17 protein-coding genes are annotated in these 18234 nt (G+C 71.5%); 9 read left to right on the forward strand and 8 right to left on the reverse strand.

Features of this window, described 5'->3' with window-relative positions:
- The first annotated feature begins 186 nt into the window (after positions 1–186).
- Complete coding sequence (locus tag H577_RS17820; RefSeq protein WP_169566267.1) at positions 187–330, forward strand: TFIIB-type zinc ribbon-containing protein; 144 nt, start codon at positions 187–189, stop codon at positions 328–330.
- Between the two features lie 167 nt (positions 331–497).
- Here the strand turns inward: H577_RS17820 and H577_RS0107490 are convergent, their stop codons facing one another.
- The 3 genes from H577_RS0107490 to H577_RS0107500 all read right to left on the reverse strand — a co-directional run bounded on the left by H577_RS0107490 (position 498) and on the right by H577_RS0107500 (position 3295).
- Complete coding sequence (locus H577_RS0107490; RefSeq protein WP_029145439.1) at positions 498–1118, reverse strand: MBL fold metallo-hydrolase; 621 nt, start codon at positions 1116–1118, stop codon at positions 498–500.
- A gap of 180 nt (positions 1119–1298) precedes the next feature.
- On the reverse strand, positions 1299–1850 hold the full coding sequence (locus H577_RS0107495) for a cysteine hydrolase family protein (protein ID WP_029145440.1): 552 nt from the start codon (positions 1848–1850) through the stop codon (positions 1299–1301).
- Entirely contained in the window at positions 1847–3295 is a 1449-nt protein-coding gene (locus H577_RS0107500) for a purine-cytosine permease family protein (protein WP_029145441.1), read from the reverse strand. The genes H577_RS0107495 and H577_RS0107500 overlap by 4 nt, the downstream gene beginning before the upstream one ends.
- 116 nt (positions 3296–3411) lie before the next feature.
- On the opposite strand from H577_RS0107500, the gene H577_RS0107505 reads away from it, so the two are divergent.
- The gene (locus H577_RS0107505) at positions 3412–4527 is read left to right on the forward strand and encodes a PQQ-dependent sugar dehydrogenase (RefSeq protein ID WP_029145442.1); all 1116 of its coding nucleotides are present in this window, start codon (positions 3412–3414) and stop codon (positions 4525–4527) included.
- Between the two features lie 23 nt (positions 4528–4550).
- Here H577_RS0107505 and H577_RS16975 read toward each other — a convergent pair whose 3' ends face one another.
- A complete protein-coding gene (locus H577_RS16975; RefSeq protein WP_051191854.1) occupies positions 4551–5312 on the reverse strand; it encodes a DUF805 domain-containing protein in 762 nt (253 codons plus the stop codon).
- A 57-nt stretch (positions 5313–5369) separates the two neighbouring features.
- Between H577_RS16975 and H577_RS18090 the strand changes: the two genes are divergently transcribed.
- Positions 5370–5786 carry a hypothetical protein gene (locus H577_RS18090; RefSeq protein ID WP_036284132.1) on the forward strand — a complete coding sequence of 139 codons (417 nt, stop codon included), beginning with the start codon at positions 5370–5372 and terminating at the stop codon, positions 5784–5786.
- Positions 5787–5821: 35 nt separating this feature from the next.
- Positions 5822–6607, forward strand: a complete 786-nt coding sequence (locus H577_RS16980; protein ID WP_245570361.1) for a glycoside hydrolase family 3 N-terminal domain-containing protein — start codon at positions 5822–5824, stop codon at positions 6605–6607.
- Here H577_RS16980 and H577_RS0107520 read toward each other — a convergent pair whose 3' ends face one another.
- From H577_RS0107520 to H577_RS15540, 4 genes are all read right to left on the reverse strand, one after another.
- Positions 6608–7477, reverse strand: a complete 870-nt coding sequence (locus H577_RS0107520; RefSeq protein WP_029145444.1) for a hypothetical protein — start codon at positions 7475–7477, stop codon at positions 6608–6610. It lies immediately after the preceding gene.
- 14 nt (positions 7478–7491) lie between these two features.
- Positions 7492–8202 carry an SOS response-associated peptidase gene (locus tag H577_RS0107525; RefSeq protein WP_029145445.1) on the reverse strand — a complete coding sequence of 237 codons (711 nt, stop codon included), beginning with the start codon at positions 8200–8202 and terminating at the stop codon, positions 7492–7494.
- Positions 8203–8306: 104 nt separating this feature from the next.
- Positions 8307–9338, reverse strand: a complete 1032-nt coding sequence (locus tag H577_RS0107530; RefSeq protein ID WP_029145446.1) for an App1 family protein phosphatidate phosphatase — start codon at positions 9336–9338, stop codon at positions 8307–8309.
- 5 nt (positions 9339–9343) lie between these two features.
- Positions 9344–10099 carry a DedA family protein gene (locus tag H577_RS15540; RefSeq protein ID WP_084515953.1) on the reverse strand — a complete coding sequence of 252 codons (756 nt, stop codon included), beginning with the start codon at positions 10097–10099 and terminating at the stop codon, positions 9344–9346.
- A 42-nt stretch (positions 10100–10141) separates the two neighbouring features.
- On the opposite strand from H577_RS15540, the gene pabB reads away from it, so the two are divergent.
- The 5 genes from pabB to holA all read left to right on the forward strand — a co-directional run bounded on the left by pabB (position 10142) and on the right by holA (position 18170).
- Complete coding sequence (gene pabB / locus H577_RS0107540; protein ID WP_029145447.1) at positions 10142–11407, forward strand: aminodeoxychorismate synthase component I; 1266 nt, start codon at positions 10142–10144, stop codon at positions 11405–11407.
- Between the two features lie 119 nt (positions 11408–11526).
- Complete coding sequence (gene leuS / locus H577_RS0107545; RefSeq protein ID WP_029145448.1) at positions 11527–14049, forward strand: leucine--tRNA ligase; 2523 nt, start codon at positions 11527–11529, stop codon at positions 14047–14049.
- Positions 14050–14161: 112 nt separating this feature from the next.
- Positions 14162–14785: a ComEA family DNA-binding protein gene (locus H577_RS0107550; protein WP_029145449.1), complete on the forward strand. Its 624-nt coding sequence runs from the start codon at positions 14162–14164 to the stop codon at positions 14783–14785.
- 1 nt (position 14786) lies between these two features.
- Positions 14787–17120: a ComEC/Rec2 family competence protein gene (locus tag H577_RS15545; protein WP_036284134.1), complete on the forward strand. Its 2334-nt coding sequence runs from the start codon at positions 14787–14789 to the stop codon at positions 17118–17120.
- Positions 17121–17129: 9 nt separating this feature from the next.
- Positions 17130–18170 (forward strand): DNA polymerase III subunit delta, encoded by a 1041-nt coding sequence (gene holA, locus H577_RS0107560; RefSeq protein WP_029145450.1) that lies wholly within the window; start codon positions 17130–17132, stop codon positions 18168–18170.
- The last annotated feature ends 64 nt before the right edge of the window (positions 18171–18234 follow it).

Below are 18234 nucleotides of genomic sequence, written 5' to 3' on the forward strand. Positions count from 1 at the left end.
CGGCATGCCCGCGGCGTCCGGCACCGGCGCACACAGTGTGCGTATGGGCGCGCTTTCATCATTGGTGGAAAAGTCCCTGGTCAGAAGGGACGTATCGGTTCAATCATTGATCGGACGCCGTTCTCGGGCGTAGACTCGCGAGCCCGGCGCACCGAGGGTTGCGCGACACAAGAGAAAGAAGCGAGCATGGCCAAAGGCCACCAGTGTCCCAACTGCGGCAAGCACACGCTTCAGCCCTACACGACCAATCAGCTCCGCTGTTCGAACTGTGGCACCGTGGTGAAGAAGGATCGACTGACCGTCGCCGCAGGCGCGGGCGCAATGCGCTGAGGCACCCCGACTCGGGAGGGGTTGCGGCACTGTTCGATGTCAGTGGGCACGCCTTGGATGCGGTGCTGTCATCTGCACCGACACCCCACCCCTGTCGCGCACGGCGCTCGGCACGGGTGATCCCCATCCGCCGGCGCTTGGCGCGCGAGCGGCCGCGGGGGCGGGGATCACCGCGCGGGGCGCCACGGTTCGCGCTGGTGCGACATCCAGACCAGCCCAGGCTCGAGCGCACGAATCAGGCGCTGTCCCTCGGTCTGCGGATCATCGAGCTCGCCGGCGAAGACCGCGGTGTCGCCGGCGATGACGATCGGGCCGTGATCCGTCTCGATGACCACGATCTGCGACCCTCTGGTGTGGCCGGGGGCAGGAACCAGCCGCACACCGGGCAACAGGGTGAACTCGCCGTCGACCGGTACGTACGCCGCCGTGGCACCCGGCGGATCGACCCACTCGCGGATGGTGTAGTCGTCTTGCTGACGCGCGTCGTCGAGTTCCTGCCGCTGCACGTAGATCGGCGTGCCTGAGAACAGATGGTTGCCGCCGCAGTGGTCGAAGTGCAGGTGGGTGTTGACGACCATGTCGACGCTCGCAAGATCGAGGTCCTGCTCGCTGAGCGGGTGCAGTTGCGGATCGAGGTCGGCGACTGCCGGATGACGTTCGGTCAGCCCCGTGTCGACCAGCACGCGCCCGGCGGGATGATCGATGAGATGAACGTAGATCGGCAGGTCGACCCCGGCCAGGTCGCCGACGTGCACGGGTGTGACGGTGATGCCGGCGGAATGAATCATCGCGGCTGTCCTCTCCGATGGGATGATGCGGGGCCTCACCTGTGCGGGCGAGGGAAGGAGAATCGGGTCAGGGCAGGAGTCTGAATCGATCAGATCTCCTGCTCTCGGCCGATTCTCCTGCACTCACCGCAAGAGCCGGCCTGCTCGGCGTGGACGACCACACGGCCCGGGCCACCCGGATCACCCGACCAGGGCGGCGGTGTCGGTGAGGGTGATCTGCGGCTCGTACAGGCTCATCACCTGTACGGCGGCGTCATGGTTCGCCTGCGTCGAGCCCGCGCACGCATCGGTGACCACGGTCACATAGGCTCCGGCATCCGCCGCCGCCAGTGCGGTCGAGATCACGCAACAGTCGGTCGACACCCCGCACAGCACCAGCCGCGGCGCGTGGCCGGTCACGGCGAGCAGCTCGGGGCTGAACTTGCCGAACGAGGGACGGTCGATCGTCGGCCGCGACGTCAGACCGCCGGCGGCGGGCACGAGCGCGAACAGCGGATCGGTCTCGGGCTTGTCGGCGAACGGCCACGCCTGGAAGTACGCGCCCCACGACGTCGCCCGGTCGGCGGTGGGCACCCATCGCGTCACCAGCACCCGGTCACGGTGCGTCGCCGCCAGCCGCTGGATGCGCTCCATCGCGTCGTCGAAGAACGGTGATCCCCACGGCGATGCCGGGTCGGCGAACACATGCTGCGGGTCGATCACGACCAGCCAGGCCGAGGCATCCACGCTCATGCCGCCTCTTGACGGCGGATCTTGCCGCCCCGCGCGAACCAGGCCACCAGGAACGACAGCACCAGCGCGAAGAACACGCCGAGGTTCGCGTACGCCCACACGCCGTCATGGCCGCCGACCAGGAACAGCAGGTACCCCTGCCAGTTGTTCCACGGCGCATCCTCGGCGAACCCGTTCACGACGAATCCCCAGCCGATGACGGATGCCACCACCATGGTGCCGATCGAGACCCAGTCCCACGAACCGTAGCGGCCCTTCGGATCGAACAGGGCGTTCTCGTCGTAGTCGGCACGTCGACGCAGGATGTCGGCGATGAGGATCCCCGCCCACGACGCCAGCGGCACGCCCAGGGTGATCAAGAAGCTCTGGAACGGGCCGAGGAACCCCTGTGCGAAGAACACCACCCAGATGGTGCCCGCGGTGAGGATCACCCCGTCGATCGCTGCCGCAGACGGCCGCGGGATGCGGATGCCCAGGCTCAGCAGGGTCAGCCCCGACGAGTAGATGCCGAGCACCGCCCCCGAGACCAGGGCGAGGATCGCGGTGATCAGAAACGGCACCAGCACCCACACCGGAAGGATCTGCGCCAGCGCGCCGACCGGGTCGTTCTGCACCGCCTCGAACAGCTTCTGATCCGACCCGGCCAGCAGCAGACCGAAGATCACCAGGACCACCGGCGCGACCGAGCCGCCGAACGTGTTCCAGCCGACGATCGCGCCGTCCGATGCGGTGCGCTTCTGGTAGCGCGACCAGTCGGCGGCGATGTTGATCCACCCGAGCCCGAACCCGGTCATCACCATCACCAGGGCACCGACGACTTGGCCGACGTTGCCACTGGGCAGGGCCATCACCGCCCCCAGATCGATGTGCGGGATCGCCAGCACGATGTACAGGATCGTGACGATGCCGGTCACCCAGGTGAGCACCGACTGCAGCTTCATGATGGTGTGGTAGCCGAGCACGGATGCCGTCACGATGAGCGCCGCGACGATCACGGTCGCGATCAGCTTGACGGCCACCCCGCCATCACCGCCCAGCTGGGTGATGATCGTCGCCGTGGCCAGCACAGCGGTGATGGCCAGGAACGTCTCCCAGCCGATGGAGGTGAGCCACGACACGATGCCGGGCACCTTCTGGCCGTGCACGCCGAACGCGGCACGCGAGAGCACCATGGTCGGCGCCGAGCCGCGCTTGCCGGCGATCGCAATGAGCCCGCACAGCAAGAACGAGACGACGATGCCGATCACCGCCACCAGCGTCGCCTGCCAGAACGAGATGCCGAAGCCGAGCACGAACGAGCCGTACGACATGCCGAACACCGACACGTTCGCGGCGAACCACGGCCAGAACAGGTCGCGGGGCTTCGCGGTGCGCTCTGACTCGGGGATGATCTCGATGCCGGTGCGCTCGATGAGCGGGGACTCGGAACGGGCGGGTGCGGACACGGCGGCTCCTGCGGGTCGGTTGCCCCCATCCTGGCATCGGCGTGGCCGCCGCGCCAGGACCGCCGCGGGCTTGCGGTCGGGCCGGGCACGGCGCACCCTGGTGGAGGGGGTGCGAGATGACACCGACACGCCCGTGGCCGGCCATGGCGGCGATCGCTGTGGTGGTGTGCGCGGCGCTCGCCGGCTGCACCGGGGCACCGCCGGGCCCGACCCCGACCGTACCGCCCATCTCGACGGCTCCGGCCCCCGGACCTTCTGCCGCCGGCGTCGTGACCACGGTCGCCACCGACCTGGTCTCGCCCTGGTCGCTCGTGCCGCTACCCGACGGCGGCGCGCTGGTGTCGCAGCGCGACGACGGGGCGATCGTCGAGATCGGCGCCGACGGCGTCACCCGCCGGGTCGGCACGGTGCCCGGCGTGGTGCCCGGCGGCGAGGCGGGGCTGAACGGCATCGCGCTGTGGCACGGCGACGGCGGCACCTGGCTGTACGCGTACCACGCGGCATCCGACGACAACCGGGTGGTGCGGATGCCGCTGCTCGGCGCACCCGGCACGTACCGACTGGGCGCGGCCGAGACGGTGCTGCGCGGCATCCGCAAGGCGCAGTTCCACAATGGCGGACGGCTGGCCTTCGGGCCGGACGGGATGCTGTACGTGACGACCGGCGATGCCGGCGACCCCGCCGACGCGCAGGACCGGCACAGCCTGAACGGCAAGATCCTGCGGCTCACCCCCGAGGGTGATCCGGCGCCGGGCAATCCGTTCGGCACCGCCGTGTACAGCTATGGGCACCGCAATGTGCAGGGAATCGCCTGGACCCCGGACGGCACGATGTGGGCCAGCGAGTTCGGGCAGAACACCTGGGACGAGCTCAACGTGATCGTCCCCGGCGGCGACTACGGCTGGCCGGTGGTCGAGGGCATCGCGCACGACTCCCGCTTTCGCGACCCGGTGCTGCAGTGGCCGACCGACCAGGCGAGTCCGAGCGGGCTGGCGGCGCGGGGGAACGACCTGTACCTGGCGTGCCTGCGCGGCGAACGCCTGTGGCAGGTCACCACCGACGGGGACCGGGTCGTGGGTGGGCCGGTGTCGCTGCTGGCGGACAACGGGCGGCTCCGGGATGTCGCGGTCGCGAACGATTGGTCACTGTGGGTGCTGACCGACAACACCGACGGCCGGGGCAGTCCGCGTCCCGGTGACGACCGGGTGCTGCGCGTGGCGGCACCGGGGTGAGCGTCCGGGTCGCAGCATCCGGGTCACGCGTACTTGCTGGGCATGCAGCACATCACGATGACCGCGATGCCGCCGAACGGAAGCAGGCTGAGGAAGATGAGCCCCCAATGGAACCCCGCGTCGCGCAACCGGCGCACCGTCACCGCCAGCCAGGGTACGAACACCGTGATCCACCAAGCCAGCATCAGCAGGCCGACGAGCGACATCACGACCCCGGCCATACCGCCGGAGGAGCGGTAGGAGGCGGTGTTGGCGATCACCACGAAGACCGTCACCGCGACGTACCAGGCGCAGGCGATGAGGCCATTGAACAGCGTCCAGTACCAGAACTCGGGGCGCCCGGCACGGCCTGCGAACGTCGCGTACTTGGCGAACACGGTGCGCACCGCGCCGCCGAGGCCGGTCACGACGGGCCGGTCGTCGGCGGGGGAGCGCCATATCCCGATCGGCGGTGCGTACGCGGCATAGCCGGGGTATGCGCCCGCGCCGGGGTAGGTGCCCGCGGCCGCGCCGGGGTAGGTGCCGCCGGTCGCACCCGGGTACGAGGATGCGGTGACGCCCGGGTGCTGTGTACCGGCGGCTCCGGGCGAGGTGCCTGCGGCGGCGCCGGGGGAGGTCTGCGGCCACGTCGGCTGCGCGGCGGTCGGTGCCGCGGTTCCCGCAGTCACCGGCGCGGCCGGACGCGTCTGGGTCGACCAGCCGACGCCGTTCCACCACCGTTCCTGCCCGGAATCCTGCGGGTCGGGGTACCAGCCGGCCGGCGGCTGTGGGGTGTTCGTCGTCACACTGCCCTCCAGATGAGATCGGGTCTTCCACGGTACCGGCAGCCGTAGGCTGTTCGCGTGAAGCATGCGCGTCTGCTGTCGGCGGGTGCCCTCGCCCTGGCGCTCGCGATGCCCGCGCTCACCGGCGCGGCGGCGCCTGCGACATCCACCCCCGGTCCGACGGCGACCGGCGCGTCGTCTTCGGTCGCCGACCCGGACGGCGCCGATCAGCAGCCGGTCACGGTGCGGCCGGCGACCGCCACCGAGATCACCGATGAGGCCGTCGCCCGCGTCGAGGCGATGAGCCTGCGTGAGCGGGCCGCGTCGGTGGTGATGGGACACATCCCCACCACCGACACGTCCCGGCTGGCCGAGTACATGGCCGACACCGGTGTCGGCGGCTTCATCCTGATGGGCGCGAACATCCCCGACGACGAAGCCGCCCTGCGCCGGGTCACCACCGCACTCATCCCTGACGCCGACGTCCCCCGCTGATCGCGGTCGACGAGGAGGGGGGAGATGTCACCCGCCTGCCGTGGGACCGATTCCCGGCCGCACGCGCGCTGCGAGACGCACCCGCCGCGCAGGCGCAGACCGCGTTCGCGGCACGGGCAGCACTCGTGCAGCGCGCGGGCATCGGCGTGAACTTCGGCATCATCGCCGACGTCACCGCCGACCCTCGCTCGTTCATCTACGATCGGGTGCTCGGCACCACCCCGCGCGCGTCGGCCGACCGCGTCGTCGCCGCCCTGCGCGGCGAAGACGGCGAGGTCGTCTCGACCCTCAAGCACTTTCCGGGCCACGGCGCGGTCGAGGGTAATTCGCATGTGATGATCCCGGCGACACCTCTGCCCCGCGCGCAGTGGCAGGCGACGGATGCGGTGCCGTTCCGCACCGGCATTCAGCAGGGCACCCCGGTGCTGATGTTCGGCCATCTCGTGTACAGCGCGGTCGATTCCGCCCCGGCGTCGCTGTCGCGCACCTGGCACGACATCGCCCGCACCGAGCTCGGTTTCGACGGTGTCGCGATCACCGACGATCTCGGCATGCTGCAGGCATCCGGCCTGGCACGGTATCGCGACCCGGTGGCCAACGCGGTGCAGGCACTGCGCGCCGGCAACGACATGGTGCTTGCCGTCATGTTCTCCACCCCGTCTTCAGCCGCGCAGATCACCGACGGGATCGTCGCGGCGGTGCAGGACGGCACCCTGCCGACCGAGCGACTCACCGACGCGGCGGTGCGGGTGATGGCACTGCGGCTGCAGGTCGGCGCCGGCGGGCTCGTCCCGTGCCCGGCATGCGACCCGGTCGGATGATCAGGCGTCGAGAACCGCGAGCAGGCTCGTGCGCAGCGTGCCGGCCCGCTCGGAGAAGCCGCGCTGCCGGCGCACATACTCAGCCTTGCCCTCGGCGGTCTCGATCCGCACCGGGTCGCCCGCCCAGGGGCGCACGTCGTACGGCGAGGCCTGCATGTCGAGGTGACGGATGTCGCGGGCCAGTTCGAACGCGTCCAACAGCACCTCGCCGGGCACCAGCGGCCCGAGTTTGACCGCCCACTTGTAGAGGTCCATGTTGGCGTGCAGGCACCCCGGCTGCTCGGTCGCGACGCGGTCGTCGCGGGTGAGCGCGCGGGAGTTGCGCGGTGACGCCTCGGGGGTGAAGAAGCGGAACGCATCGAAATGGGTGCACCGCAGCTCGTGCGCCTCGACGACCGCGTCGGTGCCGTCCTGGCCGAGCCGCAGCGGAGCGGGATGCCGGTGCTCGCGCTGCCGGTACACCATCGCCCACTCGTGCAGACCGAAGCAGCCGAACCGCCCCGGGTTCTCGGCGGTGATGCGCAGGATGCGGCCGACCGCCTCGAGCAGCGGCGCCTTCGCGGCGCGGAAGGCCGCCGCATCCACCATCGCGCTCTGCGGGGCATCGCCGGGCCGATACCAGCGCCACGCGGCGCGGTCGGCGGCGTCTTCGAGCCCGACGCCTGCTCCGGGATGCCAGCGCCGCAGCAGTGCCGGCTTGTACGAGTAATAGGTGAACAGGAAGTCTTCGACCGGATGCTTCTCACCGCGCCGGGCGCGCCGTCGATGCCCGGCGGTGAGCGCGTCGGCGCGGGCGGCATGCGCGGCCGCGCGGGCACGCCAGTCGGCCGCATCGAGCACGGTCGCGGGGGTGGTGGTGACGGCGGGCATCGCTCGAGGGTGTCTCAGTCGACCGGTTCGATCAGTTCGGGACCGTTGTTGCGCACGTTGCCGACCGCGCGCGAGACGACGTGGTCGTCGAGGGTGGCGGCGACGTCGGGTGCAGCATCGACGGCCGCATCGAGGATGTCGCCGACGTTCTCGGTGGTCGGGTCGAGCCAGGCGTCGGCGAAGTCGGGGTCGAGGAACAGGGGCATCCGATCGTGGATCGAGCCGAGGCGGCCGATCGCGTCACGGGTGAGGATCGTGAAGCTCAGCACCCACTTCGCGGGGTCGTCTTCGGCGGCCGACGGGTTCTTCCACCACTCATACAAGCCGGCGAACAACAGCGGCCCGTCGTCGGCGGGGTGGATGTAGTGCGGCACCTTCTGGTCGTCCACGAGCTTCCACTCGTAATAGCCGGATGCCGGGATGACCGCGCGTCGCTTGATCAGGGCGTTGCGGAACATCGGCTTGTCTTCGACCTCTTCGGCTCGCGCGTTGATGGCGCGGGCGCCGACCGAAAGGTCTTTCGCCCACGACGGCACCAGGCCCCAGCGGGCGGCCTCGAGCCGGCGGGTGGGTGGTTCGGTCTTGGTCGAGTCGAGCACGATCGCCGCCATGTCGGTGGGCGCGACGTTGTAGGAGGGTGCCGGCAGGTCGTCGGCGATCAGATCGACCCGCAGCACTCCGACCAGTTCGGATCCGGCATCGGCCACCACGAAACGTCCGCACATGCCCGCCAGCCTACGCGGGGCGGCCGACACCGGCGTCGTCGGGGGAGCGCCGCGATCCGGTCATCTTCGTGTCGGATGCGGAGGCTGACCCCCGCGACCGGGGATCAGGCGCCGATCACACCGGCCTCTTTGAGGCGTTCCAGGAGGGCGGCGCCGTCGCCCCCGGTCACCCAGGGCACCTGCGATGCGGAGTGGTCGTCGACGGTGGTGCGGCCTCCGGCGAACATCGCCTCGGTGGACGAGAGCCGGCGGATCGCCACCCCGGCCACGTTGTGCGGGTGGGCACCGGCGAACTCGGTGTAGATCGCGTCATCGTGCTGGCCGTCGTCGCCGACGAGCAGCCAGCGCACCTGGGGGAACTCTTCGACCAGGCGAGCCAGGTTCGAGGTCTTGTGCTCGGTGCCGCTGCGGAACCAGCGGTCGTGGGTCGGTCCCCAGTCGGTGAGCAACAGCGCGCCCGGCGGAAACAGGTGCCGGCCGAGGAACCGCAACAGGGTCGGCCCGACGTTCCAGGCACCGGTGGACAGGTACACGATGGGCGAGCCGGGGCTCTCGCGCACCAGCCGCTCGAGCAGCACCGACATGCCCGGCACCGGCTGGCGGGCATGCTCGTCGACGACGAACGAGTTCCACGCCGCCACGAACGGCCGCGGCAGCGTGGTGACCATCACGGTGTCGTCGATGTCGCAGACCACCCCGAACCGCACGTCGGAGCCCACGACGAACACGCGCGAGTCGACGGGCGCCCCGTCTTCGACCGACATCGAGATGCTGTGCCAGCCGGCGGTCAGGGATGCCGGCAGCACGGTGTCGACGACGCCACCCCGGTCGGCCACGACGTCGTGCGCGATACCGTCGACGGTGACCGTGACCTGCGCGAACCCGATCGGCACCGACACGAAGCTGCGCCACCCTCGCACCGACGCGTACTCGCCGTCTTCGCGTTTGCGGGCCGGCGGTGTGATGAGCACCCGGCCGAGCACGCGCACCCAGTTCTGGGACCCGTAGCCGGGGAAGGTCGCCACCGTCGGCACCAGTCCCTTGCGGCGTGCGCGACGCTCGCGCCAGGCGTGGAAGCGGTACTCCAGGCGCGCCGGCCAGCGGGCACCGCGCGGAGCGGAGGTGTTGTCGGGCATCCGGGTCAGTCTCCCACGCCCGGTGCCGCGTCCGCACCGTGCCGGTGCGCCCGGATGCCGGGGGAGTCGGATGCGGCCGGATCGGTCGCGTCGCCGCGGGCCGAGGCATCCGTCGCCGGCACAGCCTCGCCCAGGTGTCGGCGCTCGATGTGCTGGATCATCTTCTTGGCGACGATCACCGCCACCAGGAACAGCACCATCACACCGATGAAGATGTAGCCGGCGAAGTGCAACTGGTCGGCCAGATCGCGGTACGTGCCCGCGGCCAGACTCGACACCGTCACATACAACACCGCCCACAGCGTGCAGGCCGGGGCCGTCCACGCGATGAACCGCCGGTACCGGAACCCGCTCATGCCGACCGTCATCGGCACCAGCGAATGCAGCACCGGCAGAAACCGCGACACGAAAACGGCGATGCCGCCGCGGCGCTCGAGGTAGCGTTCCGCGCGTTGCCAGTGCGTCTCGCCGATCCAGCGACCCAGGCGTGAGTGCCGGATGCGGGGGCCGAGCACGCGTCCCAGCCAGAACCCGACGCTCTCGCCGGCGAGCGATCCGGCGATCACCGCCAGTACCAGCCACACGCCCTGCCACAGGTCGGTGACCGCAGTGGCCGCGACGATCACGATCGTGTCGCCGGGCACGAACAGCCCCAGCAGGATGCTGGTCTCGAAGAACATGGCGGCGCCGGCGATGAGCACGCGGAGCACCGGATCGACGCTCTGCACGGCATCGAGGATCCCGGTGAGCACCTCGTTCACTCCGTCGAGCTTACGGACGTCCGGTCGCTCTAGCCTGGGAAGGTGCTTCGGACCCTGCCGACCCGCGCCGCGCCCTGGCGCGGGCCGGACGACCTCTTCCGCGCCCTCGCCGCGCGGCACCGTGACGTGTTCTGGCTCGATGCCGGGCCGCACGCCGCCTTCGGGCTCAGCGCGATCGGGTGGGGGAGGCCCGACGACCCGTTCCGGGTGCGGGCCGTGCGCTGCGGGGCGGATGCCGGTGGCACCGGCGACCGCGTCGACCCGGCCGGCTGGGTCGGCTGGGTCGGTTACGAGACCGGGGCACAAGCCGCAGGTGCCCCGGCGGCCACCGACCACGCGGATGTTCCCGCTGAGCTGTGGCTGCGGGTGCAGGGCATCGCGGTGTTCGATCATGCACGCCGCACGATGCGCATCGGTGGCGAGATCGACCCGGCCGACCCGGCGCCGGCGTTGCCGGCGGCCCCGCCGGCGCGCACCGCGACCGGGCGGCACACGCCGGACGAGTACGCGGCGCTCATCGGGCGGTGCCGTGACGCGATCCGCGCCGGTGACGCGTACCAGCTGTGCCTGACCACCCGGTTCGAGGTGCCGGGTCAGGTCGACGCGGTGGCCGCATACCTGGCGCTGCGCGCGGCATCCGGCGCCCACCACGGCGGGTTCGTGCGCAGCGGACCGGTGGCGCTGCTGAGCGCCAGCCCGGAGCGGTTCCTGCAGGTGGAGTCGGGCACGGTGCGCACCCAGCCGATCAAAGGCACCCGACCACGGGGGCGGGATGCCGCGGCCGACGCGGCGCTCGCGGCCGAGCTCGCCGCCGACCCCAAGGAGCAGGCCGAGAACGTCATGATCGTCGACCTGATGCGCAACGACCTGTCCCGGGTGTGCCGGTCGGGCTCGGTGCACGTGGAGAGCCTGCTGCAGGTGGAGACCTACCCGACCGTGCACCAGCTGGTGAGCACCGTCGCCGGACGGCTGCGGGACGACGTCACAGTGGGCGATCTGCTGGCGGCGGCGTTCCCGGCCGGCAGCATGACCGGCGCGCCGAAGCTGTCGGCGATGACGAACCTGCACCGGCTCGAGGGCGGGCCGCGGGGCGTGTACTCGGGGTGCTTCGGCTGGGTGGACGTCGGCGGCGATCTCGACCTGGCGATGGTGATCCGCTCGATCGTCGTGCACCCGCACGGCGCGTACGTCGGCGCCGGGGGAGGGATCACCTGGCGCTCGGTCGCCGCTGCCGAGGTCGCCGAGGTGGGCGTCAAGGCGCGGGCGCCCCTGGCGGCGCTCGGTGCCGCGGTGCCCGACGGGTGGTGACGCCCGGCACTCGCTGGGACGGCTCAGGCTCGGGCGCTCGGGGTGATGCCGGGGCGTCGGGTACCCTGAAAGGTGCGGGTTTTCCGCGGCATCCCGACTTCTTGCGATTGGCTCCCTTCGTGTCACAGACCACCTCCATCGAGACCGCCGCCCCGGACGAGGGCGGCTACGATCCGCACGCGATCCAGGCGAAGTGGCAGCGGCTCTGGGAGGAGCGCGACCCGTTCCGCGCGCACGACGACGACACCCGACCGCGCAAGTACGTGCTGGCGATGTTCCCCTACCCCTCGGGCGATCTGCACATGGGGCACGCCGAGAACTACCTCTACTCCGACATCGTCGCCCGCTACTGGCGGCACCGCGGCCACAACGTGCTCAACCCCATCGGATGGGACTCGTTCGGCCTGCCCGCCGAGAACGCGGCGATCCTGCGCGGCGCCGACCCGCGGGAGTGGACGTACGCGAACATCGACCAGCAGAAGGCCGGCTTCCGGCAGTACGGCGTCTCGTTCGACTGGAGCCGGGTGCTGCACACCTCCGACCCCGAGTACTACCGCTGGAACCAGTGGCTGTTCCAGCGGCTCTATGAGCGCGGGCTCGCCTACCGCAAATCCAGCCCCGTGAACTGGTGCCCGAACGACCAGACCGTGCTCGCCAATGAGCAGGTCGTCGACGGGCACTGCGAGCGGTGCGGCGCCGAGGTCGTGAAGAAGAAGCTCACGCAGTGGTACTTCCGCATCACGGACTACGCCGACCGGCTGCTCGACGATCTCGACACCCTCGAGGGGCACTGGCCGAGCAAGGTGCTGCAGATGCAGCGCAACTGGATCGGCCGGTCCACCGGCGCCGACATCGACTTTCAGATCGAGGGCCGCGCCGAGAAGGTGACCGTGTTCTCGACCCGGCCCGACACCCTGTACGGCGCGACCTTCTTCGTCGTGGCGCCCGACTCCGACCTGGCCGCGGAACTGGTCACCGAAGCCCCCGCCGACGTGCGTATGCAGTTTGAGGCATATCTCGATCAGGTGCAGAAGCAGACCGACATTCAGCGGCAGAGCACCGACCGGCCGAAGACGGGTGTGTTCCTGGGGCGTTACGCGATCAACCCGGTCAACGGCGAGCGACTGCCGATCTGGGCGGCGGACTACGTGCTGGCCGACTACGGTCACGGCGCGGTGATGGCGGTGCCCGCGCACGACCAGCGCGACCTGGATTTCGCCCGGGCATTCGGTCTGCCGATCAGGGTCGTGGTCGACACGACGGCGGACGATGAGGCATCCCTCGACGACCTCGACCCGGCGGTCACCGGCGTCGCGTTGGCCGGCGAGGGACGCATGGTCAACTCCGGCAGCCTGGACGGGCTGGGCAAGAAGGATGCCATCGCCGGCATGATCGCCGAGCTCGAGCGCCGCGGCACCGGCCGCGCCGCCACGACGTTCCGGCTGCGCGACTGGCTGATCTCGCGGCAGCGGTTCTGGGGCACGCCGATCCCGATGATCCACACCGACGACGGCCGCATCGTGCCGGTGCCCGAAGACCAGCTGCCGGTGCGCCTGCCCGAGGTGACCGGGCTCGACTTGAAGCCGAAGGGATCGTCGCCGCTGGGCGCCGCCACCGAATGGGTGACGACCGTCGACCCCGCCACAGGTGGGCCCGCCCGGCGCGACCCCGACACCATGGACACGTTCGTCGACAGCTCGTGGTACTTCCTGCGGTTCCTCTCGCCGGGGTCGGCACTCGAGGCGTTCCCGCCTGCACAGGCGGCGAAGTGGGCACCCGTCGACTTCTACATCGGCGGTGTCGAGCACGCGATCCTGCATCTGCTGTACGCCCGGTTCATCACCAAGGTGCTGCACGACATGGGGCTGGTCGAGTTCGAGGAACCGTTCTCGAGCCTGATCAACCAAGGAATGGTGATCCTCGACGGCGCCAAGATGTCGAAGTCGAAGGGCAACCTGGTGCTGTTCCAAGAGGAGCTGGACGCGCACGGCGCCGACGCACTGCGCGTGGCGCTGGCGTTCGCCGGCCCGGTGGAGGACGACAAGGACTGGAACGACGTCTCGACGACGGGCGCCACGAAGTTCCTCGCCCGCGCCCTGCGGCTCGCGCACGACGTGACCGCTCCTGCGGGGGTCGATTCCGCGCGAGGCGATGCGGCGCTGCGCAGGGTCACCCACCGATTGTTGGCGGATGCTCCGGGGCTGATCGAGCAGACGAAGTTCAACGTCGTCGTCGCCCGGCTGATGGAGCTGGTGAACGCGACGCGCAAGGCGATCGACACCGGTGCCGGTGGTGCCGACCCCGCGGTGCGTGAGGCGGCTGAGGTCGTCGCCCAGGTGCTCGACATGATCGCCCCGCACACCGCCGAGGAGATGTGGGCGGTGCTCGGACACGAACCGTTCGTCGGGCTGGCGGTATGGCCCGATGCCGACACCGCGCTGCTGGTCGAGCAGACCGTGACCGCGATCGTGCAGATCGACGGCAAGGTGCGCGCCACCCTCGAGGTGCCCGCAGACATCGACGGCGACGCACTCGAGGCGCTGGCCCGGGCGGACGAGCGGGTGCTGCGATCGCTGGACGGCCGCGCCATCACCCGCGCGATCGTACGGGCGCCAAAGGTCGTCAGCTTCAGCACCAAGTAGCGTCCGGACCGGACCTGCGCCCGTTCCTGCACAGCCGGGGACGGGCGGTCGGTTCTCCACTGATCGGGCTCCCGGCCGCCGGCGGGGCACCGGCCGCGCATAGCGTGGTGCGGTGCCGCCTGCCGACCTCGAACCGCGGGCGTCCGCACGACACCGGCTCGGTGCGGGCGCCGTGGTGGTCGTCGTCCTGGCGGCGCTGGCGGTCACCGTGCTGATCGGCATCCTGCGCGGCACCGGAAGCGGCAGCACCCAGACGGTGCCGAGCACACCCACCGCGTCGGCCACGCTGGCTCCCGGACGGGTCTATGTGCACGTCTCGGGGGCGGTGCGGCAACCGGGACTGTACGTGCTCCCCACCGGATCGCGGGTGATGGACGCCGTCGCCGCCGCGGGCGGTTTCGCCGACGGCGCTGCGCGCGACGGGGTGAACCTCGCCCAAGTGCTCGACGACGGCGAGCAGCTGTCGGTGCCCACCGAAGAAGAGCAGAAGGCCGCGGCCGCGACCGGAGCGGGCACGGCCACGGGCGGAACGTCGTCGCCCGGCGGAAAGGTCGACCTGAACACCGCCGACCAGGCCGCGCTCGACACCCTGCCGCGCATCGGCCCGGCGCTCGCGCAGCGGATCATCGCCTGGCGAGACCAGAACGGCCGGTTCACCAGCGTCGAAGACCTGCTGGCGGTGCCGGGCATCGGCGAGAAGATGCTCGAATCGCTGCGCGACCTGGTGACGGTGTGAGATGCGCGTGCGCGACCTGCGGCTGGTGCCCGTCGCGGCCGCGGCGTGGGCGGCCTGCGCCGCCGCCGTGTACCTGCCGGCCGCGGCCGGTCCCATCGCCCTCGCGCTGTGGGCGACGGTCGGGGTGCTGGTGCTCGTGCTCGCCGTCGGGGCCGGGCGGCGGTGGCACACACTGTGGGCCATCGCGGCCGTCGCCTTCGCACTGGCGGCGGCCGCGGCATCCCACGTCGCCCTCACCATGCCGGCGCGCGAGGCCGCCGCACACCTCGCCGTCGGCGGCGGACGGGCGATCGTGGTGCACGCGACGGTGCAGGGCAAGGCCGAGCGCACCGCGCGTGGCGACATCGCGTTCGACGCCGTCGCCGACGAGATCGACATCGGCACGCAACGCCACCGCGTCGACGTGCCCGTCTCGATCCGCGTCGACGACACCCGGCCCGACGTGGGCGCGCGGGTGGTCGTGGCCGGCACCGCGATGCGCACCGATCCGGGCAGGCGCGCGGTGCTGGTCGTTCGCGCATCGGGCGAGATCACCGTCGTCGCGCAGCCACAGGGACCGGCCGCGGTCGCGGCGGGCATGCGGCACGCGCTGGCGCGCGCCACCGAGGGGCTGCCCGAGCCGGCCGCGGGGCTGATCCCGGGGCTGGCGGTGGGCGACACCGGCGGGGTGAGCGTCGAACTGGATGCCGCGATGAAGGCGAGCTCGCTGTCGCATCTGACCGCGGTCTCGGGCGCCAATTGCGCCATCGTGGTCGGTCTCGCGTTCGGTGCGGCGGCACTGTGCGGCGCGCGCCGAGCGATCCGCGTGCTGGCGGGGCTGCTCGCCCTGGCCGGATTCGTGCTGCTGGTCACGCCGGAGCCGAGCGTCGTGCGCGCGGCCGCGATGGCGGCCATCGCCATGCTCGGGGTGCTGCTGGGGCGTCGCGGCACCGGCGTGGCGCTGCTGTGCGCGGCGGTCACCGGCTCGCTGCTGCTGGACCCGTGGCTGAGCGGCTCGCTCGGTTTCGCCCTGTCGGTGGCCGCCACCGCCGCCCTGCTCGTGCTCGCCGCGCCGCTGGCGGCCGGAATGGGCCGCGTCCTGCCGCGAGCGATCGCGCTCGGCCTGGCGGTGCCACTGGCCGCGCAACTCGCCTGCGGGCCATGGCTCGTGCTCATCAACCCCACGGTGCCGCTCTACGGCGTCGCCGCCAACCTGCTCGCCGCCCCCGCCGCACCGATCGCCACCGTGCTCGGGCTGGCCGCGTGTGTGGCCGCGCCCGTGCTCGCGCCGCTGGGATCCGGGCTGGTCGCGCTCACCTGGCTTCCGGCGGCCTGGATCAGCGCCACCGCGTTCACGGCGACCGAGCTGCCGGCCGCGGCGGTGCCCTGGCCCGAGGGTGTCGCCGGGGCGATCGCGCTGACAGTGATGGGTGCGGCGGTCACGGTGCTGCTGCTGCCGCCGGGTGCGGGCAGGTTCGCGCGGCTGTTGCGGCGCGTGTCGGCGGCGGGCGTCGCCGTGGTCATCGGCGTGTGCACAGGGACTGCCGCCACCCGCACGGTCGCCGGGCCGCTGACCCTGCCCGCGAACTGGGCGATCGCCGCCTGTGACATCGGGCAGGGCGATGCCCTGCTCGTCAGGTCGGCCGGTGCGATCGCGCTCATCGACACCGGACCCGACCCGGCGCTGCTGAAGGCCTGCCTCGACCGCTTCGGCATCGGCCGCATCGACCTGCTCGTGCTCACCCATTACGACCTCGACCACATCGGCGGGTTGGAGGCGGCGGCACCACTGGCCGTACGGGTGTTGCACGGGCCGCCCGACGGGGCCTCCGACCGGCGCCGCCTCGCCGAGGCGGCATCCGGTGGGGCCGAGGTGGTCGATGCCAGTGCCGGGATGACGGGTGTGCTCGGCGGCGCGACCTGGACGGTGCTGTGGCCGCGGGCAGGCGACCGCGCGTTCGGGCCGGGCAACCAGTCCAGCGTCACCGTCGACATCCGCGGCGGCGGCGTGCCGCCGGCCGTCTTCCTCGGGGATCTGGACGCCACCGCGCAGCGCGCGCTGGCCGCCAGCGGAGTGCTGCGGCCGCCGTACGCGGTGGTGAAGGTCGCCCACCACGGCAGTGCCGACCAGTCTCCGGATCTGTACCGCCTGCTGGCCGGCACAGTGGCGGTCATCTCGGTCGGCGCGCACAACGACTACGGGCATCCACGGGCACCGACACTGCAGTTCCTGCACGCCGACGGCTACGTCGTGGCGCGCACCGACCAGGACGGTGTCGTGACCGTCGGTGTCGACGGCGACCGGCTTCAGGTGTGGCGGGAACGGGCGCCGCCGGCTGTCGCAGGCCGCGGATAGGCTGGACGCATGCCACCGCGCCGCACGTCCACACGCTCTCAAGGATCGGCGCGCGCGGCCATTCCGCAGCTGGACTGGCGCAGCCCGCAGCCGGCGCCGATCGTGCTGGTGTCGGGGCCGGAGGACGTGTGCGCTGAGCGGGCGATCGCAGCGGTGCGCGACTACCTGCGCGCCGAAGACCCGAGCCTCGAGGTGTCGGACCTGCGTGCCGACGACTACGAGGCCGGCACGCTCATGGCGCTGACCTCGCCGTCGCTGTTCGGCGAGCCGCGCCTGGTGCGGGTCACCGGCGTCGAGAAGGCGAGCGACGCGTTCCTCACCGAGGCGCTCGCCTATCTCGACCACCCGCAGGACGGAGCCACCGTCGTGCTGCGTCACACCGGTGCGAGCGTGCGCGGCAAGAAGCTTCTGGATGCCATCCGGTCGGGCACCGGCGGGGGAGTGGAGGTGCCGTGCGCTGCGGTGAAACGTGACGCCGACCGGCATGACTTCGCGGCTGGAGAGTTCCAGGCCGCGCACAAGCGGATCGCCGCCCCCGCGCTGCGCGCACTGGTCTCGGCGTTCGCCGACGACCTCACCGAGCTGGCCGCCGCCTGCCAGCAGCTGATCGCCGACGTGCCGGGTGACGTCACCGTCGAGGTCGTCGAGCGTTACTACGGTGGTCGGGTCGAGACATCCGCCTTCACCGTCGCCGACACGGCCATCGCGGGGCGTTACGGCGACGCGTTGATCGCGCTGCGGCACGCGCTGGCATCCGGCGCTGATCCGGTGCCGTTGGTGGCGGCGGTCGCGATGAAGCTGCGCACCATGGCGCGGGTCGCCGGGCGACGCGGCCCGTCGGCGCAGATCGCCGCCGCGGTCGGCATGAAGGACTGGCAGGTCGACCGGGCGCGGCGTGACCTTTCGGGGTGGAACGAAGAGAGCCTCGGCCGCGCCATCCAGGCCACGGCACGGGCGGATGCCGAGGTCAAAGGCGCCTCGCGGGACCCGGTGTTCGCGCTGGAACGCATGATCACCGTGATCGCCACCCGCGCGCCGTTCGGCGGCTGAACCGCCGGCTTCACGCCGGCCCCGTCACCACCCGCACGGCGGCCCGACCGGAACGGCTCGGCCG

It is taken from the genome of Microbacterium luticocti DSM 19459 (assembly GCF_000422405.1).
GTDB lineage: Bacteria > Actinomycetota > Actinomycetes > Actinomycetales > Microbacteriaceae > Microbacterium > Microbacterium luticocti.

What these genes read in the sequence shown, in the direction of transcription:
- H577_RS17820 (WP_169566267.1), top strand. Translation starts at nt 187, where the DNA reads ATGGCCAAAGGCCACCAGTGTCCCAACTGCGGCAAGCACACGCTTCAG.
- H577_RS0107490 (WP_029145439.1), bottom strand. Translation starts at nt 1,118, where the DNA reads ATGATTCATTCCGCCGGCATCACCGTCACACCCGTGCACGTCGGCGAC.
- H577_RS0107495 (WP_029145440.1), bottom strand. Translation starts at nt 1,850, where the DNA reads ATGAGCGTGGATGCCTCGGCCTGGCTGGTCGTGATCGACCCGCAGCAT.
- H577_RS0107505 (WP_029145442.1), top strand. Translation starts at nt 3,412, where the DNA reads ATGACACCGACACGCCCGTGGCCGGCCATGGCGGCGATCGCTGTGGTG.
- H577_RS0107520 (WP_029145444.1), bottom strand. Translation starts at nt 7,477, where the DNA reads ATGCCCGCCGTCACCACCACCCCCGCGACCGTGCTCGATGCGGCCGAC.
- H577_RS0107525 (WP_029145445.1), bottom strand. Translation starts at nt 8,202, where the DNA reads ATGTGCGGACGTTTCGTGGTGGCCGATGCCGGATCCGAACTGGTCGGA.
- H577_RS0107530 (WP_029145446.1), bottom strand. Translation starts at nt 9,338, where the DNA reads ATGCCCGACAACACCTCCGCTCCGCGCGGTGCCCGCTGGCCGGCGCGC.
- H577_RS15545 (WP_036284134.1), top strand. Translation starts at nt 14,787, where the DNA reads ATGCGCGTGCGCGACCTGCGGCTGGTGCCCGTCGCGGCCGCGGCGTGG.
- holA (WP_029145450.1), top strand. Translation starts at nt 17,130, where the DNA reads ATGCCACCGCGCCGCACGTCCACACGCTCTCAAGGATCGGCGCGCGCG.